This is a genomic window from Limimaricola variabilis, assembly GCF_014195545.1.
GTDB lineage: Bacteria > Pseudomonadota > Alphaproteobacteria > Rhodobacterales > Rhodobacteraceae > Limimaricola > Limimaricola variabilis.
Genome location: NZ_JACIBX010000009.1, coordinates 148,490 through 161,601, shown reverse-complemented (window position 1 = coordinate 161,601; position 13,112 = coordinate 148,490). Strand labels below are relative to the sequence as shown.

The following is a 13,112-nucleotide window of genomic DNA, read 5'->3' as shown; positions in this document are numbered from 1 at the left end:
CCGCAAGGAGACGGGCATGACCGATATCAAAGACGCGAAGATCCTGATCATCGCCACCGATGGTTTCGAGAAATCCGAGCTGGAGGTGCCGCGCGACAAGCTGCGCGACGCCGGCGCCACGGTGCATGTGGCAAGCCCCGACGGAACCGCGATCACGAGCTGGGACGAGACCGATTGGGGCCCCGAGGCCGCGGTCGACCTGAAGATCGCGGACGCTAAGGCCGAGGACTATCATGCCATCGTGCTGCCGGGCGGCCAGATCAACCCCGACAAGCTGCGCACCGTGCCCGAAGCGGTGCAGCTGGTGAAGGACTTCACCCGCTCCGGCAAGATCGTCGCCGCCATCTGCCACGGGCCCTGGCTTTTGATCGAAGCCGACGTCGTGCGCGGACGCGCGGTGACGAGCTATCACTCGATCCGCACCGACCTGAAGAACGCGGGCGCCAATGTCGTGGACAAGGAAGTGGCTACAGATCAGGGCATCGTGACGAGCCGCAACCCCGGCGATCTCGACGCCTTCGTGGCCAAGATCATCGAGGAAATCCGCGAAGGCCGTCACGAGAGGCAGGCCGCGTGACGACGTCGCGAGGGGCCGTGGCGAACCGGCGTCACGGCCCCGTTTCGGGCCCGGCGCAGGGCCGCCGCTTTCGCGACGATCCGGTCCCCGTCATTGCCAAAACGACCATGATGCCTCAAATGTCACGGAACCGCCGTGTGGGAATGGGTATTGAGGCTCCATGAAAGACCGCATCGACCCGCTGATCGCCGAACGTGCGCCTTGGATGTTCCGGCGGTCGCCCCTGATCCGGCCGTTGCGCGGTCTTCTCCATCTCGCTCTGAGCTATGACCGCACCGTGTCCATCGGCACGCGGCTGCAGGACGAGCCGACCCCCCGGATCATGGGGGAGATGGGCGACATGCTGGCGCGGCACCTGACGGTGAATGGCCTCGACAACATTCCCCGGCACGGTCCGGCGTTGATCGTTGCCAACCATCCCACCGGCATCGCCGACGGGATCATGCTCTACCATGTGCTCAAGACGATCCGGCCCGACCTCTTCATCTATGCCAATGGCGACATCCTGCGTGTGTTGCCGCAGATGGCGGACCTGATCGTGCCGGTCGAGTGGCGCAAGGAAAAGCGCAGCCACGCCAAGACCAAGGTGACGATGGACCTGACCCGTCAGGCCGTCGAGGACGGACGGCTCGGCGTGATCTTCCCTTCGGGGCGGTTGGCCAAGCGTCGCGGTCTGCGGCTGCACGAGCGGCCCTGGATGGCGTCGGCGGCGATGCTGGCGCGCAAGTACGACCTGCCGGTGATCCCGGTCAACATACGCGCCCGCAATTCGGCGCTGTTCTACCTGTTCGACCTGATCCACCCGACTTTGCGTGACATCACGCTGTTCCACGAGATGCTCAACAAGGACCGTCAGCCCTATGTCGTGACGGTCGGCGAGGAGATATCTCCGGCGGCGCTTCCAGCCAAGTCCGAGGAAGGCATCGAGATGCTGCGCAAGGCGACCTTGGCGCTGGGCGGCCGCGATGCGCCGACGGTGAGCCTCGTGCGAGCGACGCGACCGCTGCTGCGGACCCGCGCCTGAGCTTCAGGCCGGTCGCGCCTTGGGCCGCGGCACCCGCGCCAGCGGCGCTGGCCGACAGTAACTCTGCGAACGCGTCCATGCCGCCATTTCAGCGCGCATGGCGGGCTTGGTCATCGGCCCCCAATCGGCAGCGATCCCGGCCCGGCGGCCGCCGCTCAGCGCGACGGCGTTGTCCCGCTTGACGGTGCGGGCCATGATCCGGGCGGCGCAGCTCAGGTTGCGGACCGGGTCGCGCAGCGCCGCGCCGTCCCAAGCGACGCAGCCGTATCCACGTGCGGTCCCGGGCAGGATCTGCAGCAGCCCGTGATAGAGCCCGCCCCCACCGACCGCGTCGGCCCGGTGCCGGCTCTCGAAGCGCGACAGCGCCGACATCACCCCGACCCAGAAGGCGCGACGCATCCGCGGCGGGTTGGCCGCGTAGGCCGGGCACCAATCGGCGATGTCGGCGGGCACGACTTCGGCCAGTTCAGCCGCCGGTCCTCGCAGCGCGGCCATCAGCCCACGGGTCCACAGCCCCGTCCCCTCGCGCCCGTCCCAGCGCGCCGCCGGCAGAAACGGGTCGCGCGCACGGGGCCGCAGGGTGGCTGCGCTGGACGGCGCGGGTGCGGCCAGCGTCACGGGCCGTGGCATCGGTCGCAATGTCGCGGCAGGCAGGGGATCGCCAAGCGTGTCCGGCGCCGCCGGCACGGCGAGGTCAGGGATGGCGGGACCGGTCTCGGGCGGGTTCGGAGTGGGGCGCGCCGGCGCCTTTTCGGACGCGAGGTGCACGGCCGGGCCCGACGGCTCGGCATGGACCGACGGACCCGGCATCACGGCCATCCAACCCCCCAGGATCGTCAGTGCCACGAGCATGGGGCGATAACTGCACCGTGGCGCGGCCACGATGCAACGCGAAAACGACGATATGCCGCGAGGTTGGCGCCGGTCGCAGCCGGCCTGTGTCGCGGCTGCGACAGCCACCCGTCTCAGCCGGCCTTGGCGGGGTCACCCGCCTGCGCGGACTGGCGCGGCTGGCAATAGCTCTGGCTGCGGGTCCAGGCCGCCATCTCGTTGCGCTTGCGCGCCGAGTGGAACGGGCCCCAGTCGGCGGCGAGACCGCGCATGCCGGCGGCGACGACGCCGTCGCGGCGCACCGTGCGGGCGGCGATCCGCACCGCGCAGGACAGGTTGGCGACGCCGTCCTTGAGCGCCGAGCCGCTGCCCGCCGCGCAGCCATAGCTGCGCGCGGTCGCGGGCGCGATCTGCACCAGACCGAACCACTTGCCACCGCCGCCGACGGCCGCGGGGTTCCAAGTGCTCTCGTGCTTGGCCAGCGCCGACAGCATTCCCGCCCAGAAGGCGGCGCGCTCATCCTCGGAGGCCTGGACGTAGCCGGGGCACCATGTCGCGATGTCGCCGGGCACCTGGCTCAAGAGCGGCGCCCCATGCGCCTTGAGTGCCGCGAGGGTCGCATCGGTCCACTGCGCGCTCTCGGGCCGGTGGTCCCAGGCCATCACCGGCATCGCGGCGGGCGCGGCGGCAACGGGTTCTTCGGGCTCGGGCAGCTGGGCGCAGGCGGCGGCAAGGCTCAGCGCGGCGATCGGCACGAGACGGCGCAAACGCGCAGAAACACGTTTCTGGAACATATTCAGAATTGATCCGTTGTGGCAGCAACTGGAACGATCTGCGTCGCGGCGCGACGCGCTGTCGAGGCTACTCGACCCATCCCCATGATTTGAGCGGGATATCGCCCATCGCCTGCACCGTTCCGCGCATCCCGCGCCGTGATGCCCGCCCGGCCGTCACCCTTGAAGACGGCCCCGTTCGCGCCTAATCAGGCCCCGACAACGGTGCAAGGAGAGGCGTCCATGCTGGACCTGACTTACGAGGCCCCCGCCCCCAAGGTGATCGCGGGTGCCACGGGCGACTGGGAGCTGGTGATCGGCCTCGAGGTGCACGCGCAGGTCGCCACCCGCGCCAAGCTGTTCTCCGGCGCTTCGACCGAGTTCGGCGCCGAGCCCAATTCCAACGTTTCCTTCATCGACGCGGGCATGCCGGGCATGCTGCCGGTGATCAACGAGGGCTGCGTGGCGCAAGCGGTGCGCACCGGTCTCGGCCTCAAAGCGGAGATCAATCTGCGCTCGGCCTTCGACCGCAAGAACTACTTCTATCCGGACCTGCCGCAGGGCTACCAGATCAGCCAGCTCTACCACCCGATCGTCGGCGAGGGTGAGGTGATCGTCGAGATGGGCGCGGGCGTCGCCCGCCGCGTGCGCATCGAGCGCATCCATCTCGAGCAGGATGCCGGCAAGTCGATCCACGACATGGACCCGCACATGTCCTTCGTCGACCTCAACCGCACCGGCGTGGCGCTGATGGAGATCGTCAGCCGTCCCGACATCCGTGGCCCCGAAGAAGCCGCCGCCTATGTCGGCAAGCTGCGGCAGATCCTGCGCTATCTCGGGACCTGCGACGGCAACATGCAGAACGGCAACCTGCGCGCCGACGTGAACGTCTCGGTCTGCCGTCCCGGCGACTACGAGAAATACCAGGAAACGCAGGATTTCTCGCATCTGGGCACCCGCTGCGAGATCAAGAACATGAACTCCATGCGCTTCATCCAGGCGGCGATCGACTTCGAGGCGCGACGCCAGATCGCCATCCTCGAGGATGGCGGCAGCGTCGTGCAGGAGACGCGCCTCTACGATCCGGACAAGAACGAGACCCGGTCGATGCGCTCCAAGGAAGAGGCGCATGACTACCGCTACTTCCCCGACCCCGACCTGCTGCCGCTTGAGATCGAGCAGGCCTGGGTGGACGACATCAAGGCGCATCTCCCCGAGCTGCCCGACGCCAAGAAGGCGCGCTTCATGGCCGATATGGGCCTGTCGGATTACGATGCGGGCGTGCTGACGGCGGAACTCGCCAACGCCGTCTATTTCGAGGCGGTGGTGAACCATCTCGATAGCGCCAAGGATGGCAAGCTCGCCGCGAACTGGGTCATCAACGAGCTGTTCGGACGGCTCAAGAAGGACGATCTGGGCATCGAGCAAAGCCCGGTCAGCCCGGCGCAGCTCGGCGACATCGTCGCGCTGATCGCCAAGGGCGACATCTCGGGCAAGATCGCCAAGGACCTGTTCGAGATCGTCTATACCGAGGGCGGCGAGCCGGCGAAGATCGTCGAGGAACGCGGCATGAAGCAGGTCACCGACACCGGCGCCATCGAGGCGGCGGTCGAAGAGATCATCGCCGCCAACCCGGCGCAGGTCGAGAAGGCCAAGCAGAATCCCAAGCTTGCGGGCTGGTTCGTCGGCCAGGTCATGAAGGCCACCGGCGGCAAGGCGAACCCCGCCGCCGTCAACCAGATCGTCACCGCCAAGCTCGGGCTCTGAGCCCGCCACAGGAGAGCGCCATGACCGCTTACGAATACCGCGTCGTCCCCGCGCCCAAGCGCGGCGTCAAGGAACGCGGCCTCAAGACCGGTGAGGACCGCTATGCCCACGCCCTGCAGGGCACGATCAACGAGATGGGTGCGAAGGGCTGGGAGTACCTGCGCGCCGAGACCCTGCCCTGCGAGGAGCGCCAGGGCTTCCGGGGCCGCAGCACGGTCTATCACTCGGTGCTGGTGTTCCGCCGCGGCGCCGCCGCCCAGCCGGCGGCCACCCCGGTCGCGGCCGAGCCGATGGCGCAGCCCCAGGCCCCGGGGCTGAGCGCCAGCCGCAGCGAGACGCCCGCCGCCGCCCGCCCGGTTGCCTCCGGCCGCGAGGCGCAGGAGATTCCCGACCGTCCAGCGCCGCCTGTCACGGCCGATCGCGGAGAATAATCCCGGCGGAGCCGCGCCGAGGGGGCGGAAAATGCCCGCCGCCCCTTCAATCTCCGGCTCCTTGGACTAAACTGCCGCGTCCGACTCGATAGGATGAGGCAGAGCATGGCGAAGAACGACCCCTTCGGTTTCGATATGTCCGTATCGGCATCGAAGAAGAAAAACCCGCGCGGCAGACGCGGGATGTCCGGTGCCTTCGAGACATCGACGCGGGTCTGCGACCACCCGGGATGCGAGGAGGCGGGCAAGTACCGGGCTCCTAAATCTCCCGACGTGCTCGACGACTATTTCTGGTTCTGCAAGGAGCATGTGCGCGAGTACAATCTCAAGTGGAACTTCTTCGACGGCTCCACCGAGGCGGAATACGCCGAGCAGGTCGACAATGACCGAGTTTGGGGCCGCTCCACCAAGCCCTTCGGCAAGCGCAGCGAAGAGCAGCGCGCCTGGGCGCGTCTCGGCGTCGACGACCCGCACCAGGTGCTCGGCGAGAACGCCACCCGCAATCCCGGCCGCAACGCCGCCCAGCAGGGGCATACCCGCCGCCTGCCGGCGACCGAGCGCCGCGCGCTCGAGGTGCTCGACGCCAAGGACAGCTGGTCGAAGGCGGAGATCCGCAAGTCCTACAAGGCGCTGATCAAGGTTCTGCACCCGGACATGAACGGCGGTGACCGCTCCCAGGAGGAGCAGCTTTCCGAAGTGGTCTGGGCCTGGGATCAGATCAAAGACAGCAAGTCGTTCCGCGACAAGGACTGAGTGCGAGAGAGATACCGGCGCCGCTCCTGCGGCAGCCGGGATCTCGCATGAGCCCAAGGGATGTGACCGGTCAGAGGGTCGTGACAGGTCCCGCCGCCAGGACAGGGCCGGTGGGCCCCGCCGCGGGCGAGCCGCCCGCGGGCTCGTCCGAAACGGCCAGCACCGCCTGCATGAGCAATGGCCGCAGCTCTTCGGGCACGCTCACGCGCCCCTCGCGGTCTTCGGGCAACAGGCCGAGCGAGACAGGCGCCGCCTCGCCCGCGATCAGCCACAACTCCAGCGACCGCCCGGGCGCCGCCTCGCCGCTCGGCCGCGAGACGCGCAGCGCGTCCGGCTCGGACGGGTCGTAGGCCACCTGCACCACGAGGCTGCGATCCTCGGCCACGATCTCGGCATGCAGCCCCGGCCCCACCGGGTCGGGACGCAGGAGATCGAGATTGGTCACCACCGCGTAGGTACCAGCCGCCAGCGCCGCCGCCGTCAGTGCCGGCCACAGCCCGAGCCGGCGCAGCAGGCTCTCGCGTCTAGCGCCGAAAAGCCGCCTCTCGATCGCCTGCCTGAGCCGCGCGGGCGGCGCCGCAGGCGCTACCTCGTCGGCCAGCGCCGCGAAATCCTCCGCCCAGGCGGCATGGGCGTCGCGATAGGCGGCATCCGTCTCCAGCCGCCTTTCGGCCCGCGCCAATTCCTCGCCTTCCAGCAGCCCGAGCACGTGCTCCGCGGCCAGCAGGCGATCCTCTTCGTGCTGATCTCCTGCCCCGGTCATCGCGTCAGGCACTCCTTCAGGCGCAACAGGCTGCGCCGCAGCCATGTCCGCATCGTGTTGAGCGGGACGTCGAAGCGCGCGGCGAGGTCCGCGTAGCTCTCTCCCGCCAGATAGGCGCCGCGCACGGCTGCCGCGCGATCGGGCTCCAGCTCGGTCAGGCAGCCCTCGATCCGGACCCGTTCCGATCCGGCCACGGCCAGCGCCTCCGGCCCCGGCGCCGCGTCGGCCAGATCCGCCGCCTCGGCCATGTCGCCCCCCGCACGCCGCTCTGCGCGGCGCCGCGTCCGCAGCCGGTCGATGGCATGGTTGCGGGCGATGGTAATGAGCCAAGTCATCGGGCTCAGCCCGTTCACCTGATAGCGCCCCGCATTGTGCCACACCTTCACATAAATCTCCTGCAGCGCGTCCTCGGCCTCGGCGCGATTGTCCAAGACACGCAGGCAGATGCCGAAGAGTTTCGCCGAAGTGGCGTCGTAGAGCGCGCCGAAGGCGGCGCGGTCGCCCAGCGCGACACGGGCGATCATCGCCTCGATCTCGGTCAGGCGCGACATGATGATGCTGATCCCCCCTGCGTTCGGTTGCAGACAATGACGCCGCGCCCTGAAAAGGCAAGCAGCCCCCGGCCGATGGTCGCAGCCTGCGGCCCTTGAACCCCGCCGCGCGATGCTCCATCACTTGGCGCGACCGCAGACAGGGCCCATGCCCGCACGCGAAAGGATCATCATGGCCGACGCCCAGACCGACCCCAATGCCCGCCCGACCGAGGAGATCGATATCCGCGAGACCTTCGGCTTCGACAGCGCCATGAAGGTCAAGGGCTTCGCCGAGCGCTCCGACCGGGTGCCCGACATCGATCCCACCTACAAGTTCGACCCGGACACCACCCGGGCCATCCTCGCAGGCTTCGGCCACAACCGCCGGGTCATGGTGCAGGGCTATCACGGCACCGGCAAATCGACCCATATCGAGCAGGTCGCCGCCCGCCTCAACTGGCCCTGCGTGCGCGTCAACCTCGACAGCCACATCAGCCGCATCGACCTCATCGGCAAGGACGCGATCAAGCTCAAGGACGGCAAGCAGATCACCGAGTTCGCCGAGGGCATCCTGCCCTGGGCGCTGCGCCACCCCTGCGCCATCGTGTTCGACGAATACGACGCGGGCCGCGCCGACGTGATGTTCGTGATCCAACGGGTGCTGGAGACCGACGGCAAGCTGACGCTGATGGACCAGAACCAGGTGCTGACGCCGAACCCCTTCTTCCGGCTCTTCGCCACCGCCAACACGGTCGGCCTCGGCGACACCACCGGCCTCTACCACGGCACCCAGCAGATCAACCAGGCGCAGATGGACCGCTGGAGCCTGGTGGCGACGCTGAACTATCTCAGCCATGACGCCGAGGCGGCGATCGTCCTGTCGAAGGCACCGCATTACAACACCGCTGAGGGCCGCCAGCAGGTGAGCCAGATGGTCACCGTGGCCGATCTCACCCGCACCGCCTTCATGAATGGCGACCTGTCGACGGTGATGAGTCCGCGCACGGTCATCAACTGGGCCCAGAACGCCGAGATCTTCCGCGACGTGGGCTATGCCTTCCGCCTGTCGTTCCTGAACAAGTGCGACGAGCTGGAGCGGCAGACCGTGGCCGAGTTCTACCAGCGCTGCTTCGACGAGGAGCTGCCCGAGAGCGCGGTGAGCACCGCCGGACGCTGAGAATGGGGGCCGGGCTGCATATCGGCCTGATCGGCGGCATCGGCCCGGCGGCCACTATCGTCTATTACCAGCGGCTTTGCGACGCGATGCGCGCGCGAGGCGCCCCGTTGGAGCTGACGGTGGTGCAGGCCGACATCCACGCCCTGATCGAGAACAACCTCGCCGATCGACGGCAGGAGCAGGCCGAGATCTATGCCCGGCTGATCGACCGGCTCGCGGCCGCCGGCGCGGATTGCGCCGTCATCACTTCTCTCGGTGGGCATTTCTGCTTCGAGGAGACGCGCGCCCTCTCCGCCCTGCCGCTGGTCTCGGCGGTCGCCCCGCTCGACACCTTCTTCGCCGCCGAGGGGTTGTCGCGGGTTGGATTGCTGGGCACCCGCGTGGTGATGCGCACCCGCCTCTATGGCCAGCTCGAGCGCACGCAGGCCGTCGCCCTGGACGACGAGATCGACCGCCTCGGCCAGCTCTATCAGGATCTCGCCGTCGCCGGGCGCTGCGACACGGCCACTCGGACGGCGCTGATCGAGGCCGGGCGGCGCATGGTCGACGAACAGGGCGCCGAGGCGATCGTGCTCGCAGGCACCGACCTGAATCTCGTCTTCGACGGGCAGGATCCGGGCTATCGTGTGATCGATGCGCTCGATGTGCATGTGGCGCTGCTGGCCGATCTCGCCTCCGGGGCCCGCGGCCTCGACAGCCTGCGCGACTAGGCCCGGCCGCGCCCTACCTCGAGGGCCGGGTCCCCCGGCCCTTGCCGCCCTGCCACTCAGGTGAAATATCTCTGTCATGAGCCCCAAGTCCGACAACCCCGCCGATCCGTTCAAGAAGGCCCTGACCGAGGCGACCAAGGTCATGGCCGACGACCGCGAGCTCAATGTCAGCTTCTCGGTCGATCCGCCGGGCCTGTCACCGGATAGCCTGCGCCTGCCGCAGGTGAGCCGCCGGATGACCGCCGAGGAGGTGCTGCTGGCGCGCGGGACCGCCGACGCGCTGGCGCTGCGCCACCGCTACCACGACGCCGCCGTCAACGCGCGTTACCAGCCGCAGGCCGGGATCGCGCGCGATCTCTATGACGCGATGGAGGGTGCGCGGGTCGAGGCGGTGGGCGCCAAGCGCATGCCCGGCACCGCCGGCAACATCGACGCCAAGATCGGTGCCGAGGCGCGGCGCAAGGGCTACGACCAGATCCGCGACAAAGCCGACGCGCCGCTCGCCGTCGCCGCGGGCTACCTGATCCGCCATCTCGCCACCGGGCGCGACCTGCCCGGCGGCGCCGACAATGTCATGGAGCTGTGGCGTGGCTTCATCGAGGAGATGGGCGGCGACCGGCTGGAGGGGCTGACCGAGGCGCTGCACGACCAGAAGAGCTTCGCCCGCTTCACGCGCGAACTGATCCGCGACCTCGGCTATGGCGACCAGCTCGGCGACGATCCTGACATGGAGGATCCCGACCAGGAGGACGAAGCCTCCGAGGAGGAGGACGACCAGCAGCCGGATTCGACCGGCGAGGACGAGGATCAGGAAGAGGGCGAGTCCTCTCCCGAGCAGAGCCAGGACCAGCAGCAGGACCAGAGCCAGGCCCAGGTCTCGATGGACGAGCAGGCCGAGGCCGAGGATGCCGAGGAACAGGAGATGCCCGAGGGCGAGGCGCCGCAGGACCCGCCGCCCCCCGCGATCTCGGATGCCGACCCGAACTACACCGTCTTCGAGACCCGGCATGACGAGGAGATCGGCGCCGAGGATCTGGCTGAGCCGGCCGAGCTGGAGCGGCTGCGCGCCTATCTCGACCAGCAGCTCGACCCGCTCAAGGGCGCGGTGAGCCGTCTTGCCAACAAGCTGCAGCGCCGGTTGCAAGCGCAGCAGAACCGCTCTTGGGAGTTCGACCGCGAGGAAGGCATCCTCGATGCGGGCCGCCTCGCCCGCGTCGTCGCCAACCCCACCACGCCGCTCTCATTCAAGGTCGAGAAGGATACCGAGTTCCGCGACACCGTGGTGACGCTGCTGATCGACAACTCGGGCTCGATGCGTGGACGGCCGATCTCGATCGCCGCGATCTGTGCCGACGTGCTCGCCCGCACGCTCGAGCGCTGCCAGGTGAAGGTCGAGATCCTCGGCTTCACCACCCGCGCCTGGAAGGGCGGGCAGAGCCGCGAGGACTGGCTCGCCGCCGGACGCCCGCCCCTGCCCGGCCGTCTGAACGATCTGCGCCACATCGTCTACAAGCGCGCCGACGCGCCCTGGCGCCGCACCCGCGACAATCTCGGGCTGATGATGAAGGAAGGGCTGCTGAAGGAGAACATCGACGGCGAGGCGCTCGAATGGGCACATCGACGGCTGCTGGCGCGGCGCGAGGCGCGCAAGGTGCTGATGGTGATCTCGGACGGCGCGCCGGTCGATGACAGCACTCTGTCGGTGAACCCTGCCAACTATCTCGAAAAGCACCTGCGCGACGTGATCGCGATGGTCGAGAAGCGCAAGGCCGTGGAATTGGCCGCGATCGGCATCGGCCACGACGTGACGCGCTACTACGACCGCGCGGTGACGATCACCGACGTGGACCAGCTCGCCGGGGCGATGACCGAACAGCTCGCCTCGCTCTTCGATGCGGATCCGCGCAAGCGGGCCCGCGTCCTCGGAATAAACAGGGTCGTCTGATGTACCAGAACTTCGCCACCACCGCCCGCCCCGAACAGGGGCCGCCCCGGCTCGCCAAGCTGCGCGAGCGCCTGGAAGCCGTGGGCCTCGACGGCTGGATCGTGCCGCGCGGCGATACCTGGCGCGGCGAGAACGTGCGCGCGCGCGACGAGCGGCTCGCCTGGCTCACAGGCTTCACCGGCTCGGCCGGCTTCGCCGCCATCCTGCAGGACCGGGCCGGCGTCTTCATCGACGGCCGCTACAAGATCCAGATCAAAACGCAGGTCGCCCCCGACTTCACCGCCGTCGACTGGCCCGCGACCAAGCTCGCCGACTGGCTGATCGCGGCGCTGCCCGAGGGCGGCACGGTGGGCTACGACGCCTGGCTGCACACGCCAGAGGAAATCCGGGCCCTGCATGACCGGCTGCAGCCCAAGGGCATCGGCCTCAAGGCGCATGACAACCTCGTCGATGCGATCTGGGAAGACCGTCCGGCGCCGCCGCCCGCGCCCTTCTTTGCGTGGCCCGAGGAGTTCGCCGGCCGGAGCCATGCCGAGAAGCGCGCCGAGATTGCCGCTGTCTTGCGCGAGGCGGGCCAGAAATGCGTGGTCCTCACCCTGCCCGACTCGATCGCCTGGCTGCTCAACATCCGCGGCGCCGACGTGCCCTGCACTCCGGTGCCGCTGAGCTTCGCGATCCTCGACGACACCGGCCGCTGCGAGCTGTTCTGCCCGAAGGGCAAGGCGGGTGAGCTGCGCGACCATCTCGGGCCGGATGTCGACGTGCTCGACATCGACGCCTTTCTCGGGGCGCTGGGCCAGTTGTCGGGGCCGGTGCGGCTCGACCCGAAATCCGTGCCCTCCATCGTCGAGACGACGCTCAAGGGCTGGGAAACCCATATCGCCGAGGCCGAGGATCCCTGCATCCTGCCCAAGGCGCGCAAGAACGAAGCCGAGATCGCCGGCGCCCGCGAAGCGCATCTGCGCGATGGTGCGGCAGTCTGCCGCTTCCTGCACTGGCTGGAAGAAGAGGCCGAGAGCCTTGCCAACGATCCCGGCCACCGCCTGACCGAAATCGGCGTGGTCACCGCGCTCGAAGGCTTCCGGCGTGACACGAACGCGCTGCACGGTATCAGCTTCGAAACCATCGCCGGCGCGGGCGAGCATGGGGCGATCACCCATTACCGCGTCACCGAGGAGACCGACCGCGACGTGCGGACGGGCGAGCTGCTGCTCGTGGATTCGGGCGGGCAGTATCTCGACGGCACCACCGACATCACCCGAACCATCGCCATCGGCACGCCCCCCGAGGACGCCGCCGAATGCTATACCCGCGTCTTGCAGGGGATGATCGCGCTGAGCCGGGCGCGCTTTCCCAAGGGGCTCGCGGGGCGCGACCTCGACGCGCTGGCGCGTTTCCCGCTCTGGACCGCCGGGCTCGATTACGACCACGGCACCGGCCACGGCGTCGGCGCGTTCCTTTCGGTCCATGAAGGGCCGCAGCGGATCTCGCGGGCCTCTGACACCGTGCTCGAGCCGGGCATGATCCTGTCGAACGAGCCGGGCTACTACCGCGAGGGGGCCTTCGGCATCCGGATCGAGAACCTGATCGTCACCCGAACGGCCGCCGCCCTGCCCGGCGCCGATGATCGCGAGATGTACGAGTTCGAGACGCTCACCTACGTGCCCTTGGAGCGGCGACTGATCGTCGCGGAGATGCTCTCGGCCGTCGAGCGGGACTGGATCGACACCTACCACGCCGCTACAGTCGCGAAAATCGCCCCGCGCCTCGACGGCGCGGCGCGGGAATGGCTCGAAGCCGCCTGCGCGCCGCTGTGACGGCGGGCCAT

Annotated in this window: 13 protein-coding genes; 9 read left to right on the top strand and 4 right to left on the bottom strand. The window is 68.8% G+C overall.

The window, feature by feature from the left end; genetic code table 11:
* The first annotated feature begins 16 nt into the window (after positions 1 to 16).
* Both FHS00_RS12770 and FHS00_RS12765 read left to right on the top strand, forming a co-directional pair.
* Positions 17 to 577 (top strand): type 1 glutamine amidotransferase domain-containing protein, encoded by a 561-nt coding sequence (locus FHS00_RS12770; RefSeq protein ID WP_183474285.1) that lies wholly within the window; start codon positions 17 to 19, stop codon positions 575 to 577.
* A 160-nt stretch (positions 578 to 737) separates the two neighbouring features.
* A complete protein-coding gene (locus FHS00_RS12765; RefSeq protein WP_183474283.1) occupies positions 738 to 1,601 on the top strand; it encodes a lysophospholipid acyltransferase family protein in 864 nt (287 codons plus the stop codon).
* Positions 1,602 to 1,604: 3 nt separating this feature from the next.
* Here the strand turns inward: FHS00_RS12765 and FHS00_RS12760 are convergent, their stop codons facing one another.
* Both FHS00_RS12760 and FHS00_RS12755 read right to left on the bottom strand, forming a co-directional pair.
* Complete coding sequence (locus FHS00_RS12760) at positions 1,605 to 2,411, bottom strand: transglycosylase SLT domain-containing protein (RefSeq protein WP_246391301.1); 807 nt, start codon at positions 2,409 to 2,411, stop codon at positions 1,605 to 1,607.
* A 155-nt stretch (positions 2,412 to 2,566) separates the two neighbouring features.
* Positions 2,567 to 3,226: a transglycosylase SLT domain-containing protein gene (locus FHS00_RS12755; protein ID WP_183474279.1), complete on the bottom strand. Its 660-nt coding sequence runs from the start codon at positions 3,224 to 3,226 to the stop codon at positions 2,567 to 2,569.
* Between the two features lie 222 nt (positions 3,227 to 3,448).
* Here FHS00_RS12755 and gatB point away from each other — a divergent pair, with 222 nt between their 5' ends.
* The 3 genes from gatB to FHS00_RS12740 all read left to right on the top strand — a co-directional run bounded on the left by gatB (position 3,449) and on the right by FHS00_RS12740 (position 6,156).
* Entirely contained in the window at positions 3,449 to 4,972 is a 1,524-nt protein-coding gene (gatB, locus tag FHS00_RS12750) for an Asp-tRNA(Asn)/Glu-tRNA(Gln) amidotransferase subunit GatB (RefSeq protein ID WP_183474277.1), read from the top strand.
* Between the two features lie 20 nt (positions 4,973 to 4,992).
* Entirely contained in the window at positions 4,993 to 5,403 is a 411-nt protein-coding gene (locus tag FHS00_RS12745) for a DUF4177 domain-containing protein (RefSeq protein ID WP_183474275.1), read from the top strand.
* A gap of 105 nt (positions 5,404 to 5,508) precedes the next feature.
* A complete protein-coding gene (locus FHS00_RS12740) occupies positions 5,509 to 6,156 on the top strand; it encodes a J domain-containing protein (protein WP_183474273.1) in 648 nt (215 codons plus the stop codon).
* 70 nt (positions 6,157 to 6,226) lie between these two features.
* Here the strand turns inward: FHS00_RS12740 and FHS00_RS12735 are convergent, their stop codons facing one another.
* Complete coding sequence (locus FHS00_RS12735; RefSeq protein WP_183474270.1) at positions 6,227 to 6,919, bottom strand: anti-sigma factor; 693 nt, start codon at positions 6,917 to 6,919, stop codon at positions 6,227 to 6,229.
* Positions 6,916 to 7,470: a sigma-70 family RNA polymerase sigma factor gene (locus FHS00_RS12730; protein ID WP_183474267.1), complete on the bottom strand. Its 555-nt coding sequence runs from the start codon at positions 7,468 to 7,470 to the stop codon at positions 6,916 to 6,918. The genes FHS00_RS12735 and FHS00_RS12730 overlap by 4 nt, the downstream gene beginning before the upstream one ends.
* Before the next feature lie 172 nt (positions 7,471 to 7,642).
* On the opposite strand from FHS00_RS12730, the gene cobS reads away from it, so the two are divergent.
* From cobS to FHS00_RS12710, 4 genes are all read left to right on the top strand, one after another.
* The gene (cobS, locus tag FHS00_RS12725) at positions 7,643 to 8,629 is read left to right on the top strand and encodes a cobaltochelatase subunit CobS (RefSeq protein ID WP_183474264.1); all 987 of its coding nucleotides are present in this window, start codon (positions 7,643 to 7,645) and stop codon (positions 8,627 to 8,629) included.
* Positions 8,630 to 8,631: 2 nt separating this feature from the next.
* Positions 8,632 to 9,339: an aspartate/glutamate racemase family protein gene (locus FHS00_RS12720; RefSeq protein WP_246391299.1), complete on the top strand. Its 708-nt coding sequence runs from the start codon at positions 8,632 to 8,634 to the stop codon at positions 9,337 to 9,339.
* A gap of 76 nt (positions 9,340 to 9,415) precedes the next feature.
* Positions 9,416 to 11,284, top strand: coding sequence for a cobaltochelatase subunit CobT (gene cobT, locus FHS00_RS12715; RefSeq protein WP_183474259.1), 1,869 nt, complete (start codon positions 9,416 to 9,418; stop codon positions 11,282 to 11,284).
* Entirely contained in the window at positions 11,284 to 13,101 is a 1,818-nt protein-coding gene (locus FHS00_RS12710) for an aminopeptidase P family protein (RefSeq protein ID WP_183474243.1), read from the top strand. Before cobT ends, FHS00_RS12710 begins: the two co-directional genes overlap by 1 nt.
* The last annotated feature ends 11 nt before the right edge of the window (positions 13,102 to 13,112 follow it).

Coding starts and splice junctions, on each gene's coding strand:
- FHS00_RS12770 (WP_183474285.1), top strand. CDS start 17: ATGACCGATATCAAAGACGCGAAGATCCTGATCATCGCCACCGATGGT.
- FHS00_RS12765 (WP_183474283.1), top strand. CDS start 738: ATGAAAGACCGCATCGACCCGCTGATCGCCGAACGTGCGCCTTGGATG.
- FHS00_RS12760 (WP_246391301.1), bottom strand. CDS start 2,411: ATGCCGGGTCCGTCGGTCCATGCCGAGCCGTCGGGCCCGGCCGTGCAC.
- FHS00_RS12755 (WP_183474279.1), bottom strand. CDS start 3,226: ATGTTCCAGAAACGTGTTTCTGCGCGTTTGCGCCGTCTCGTGCCGATC.
- gatB (WP_183474277.1), top strand. CDS start 3,449: ATGCTGGACCTGACTTACGAGGCCCCCGCCCCCAAGGTGATCGCGGGT.
- FHS00_RS12745 (WP_183474275.1), top strand. CDS start 4,993: ATGACCGCTTACGAATACCGCGTCGTCCCCGCGCCCAAGCGCGGCGTC.
- FHS00_RS12740 (WP_183474273.1), top strand. CDS start 5,509: ATGGCGAAGAACGACCCCTTCGGTTTCGATATGTCCGTATCGGCATCG.
- FHS00_RS12735 (WP_183474270.1), bottom strand. CDS start 6,919: ATGACCGGGGCAGGAGATCAGCACGAAGAGGATCGCCTGCTGGCCGCG.
- FHS00_RS12730 (WP_183474267.1), bottom strand. CDS start 7,470: ATGTCGCGCCTGACCGAGATCGAGGCGATGATCGCCCGTGTCGCGCTG.
- cobS (WP_183474264.1), top strand. CDS start 7,643: ATGGCCGACGCCCAGACCGACCCCAATGCCCGCCCGACCGAGGAGATC.
- FHS00_RS12720 (WP_246391299.1), top strand. CDS start 8,632: ATGGGGGCCGGGCTGCATATCGGCCTGATCGGCGGCATCGGCCCGGCG.
- cobT (WP_183474259.1), top strand. CDS start 9,416: ATGAGCCCCAAGTCCGACAACCCCGCCGATCCGTTCAAGAAGGCCCTG.
- FHS00_RS12710 (WP_183474243.1), top strand. CDS start 11,284: ATGTACCAGAACTTCGCCACCACCGCCCGCCCCGAACAGGGGCCGCCC.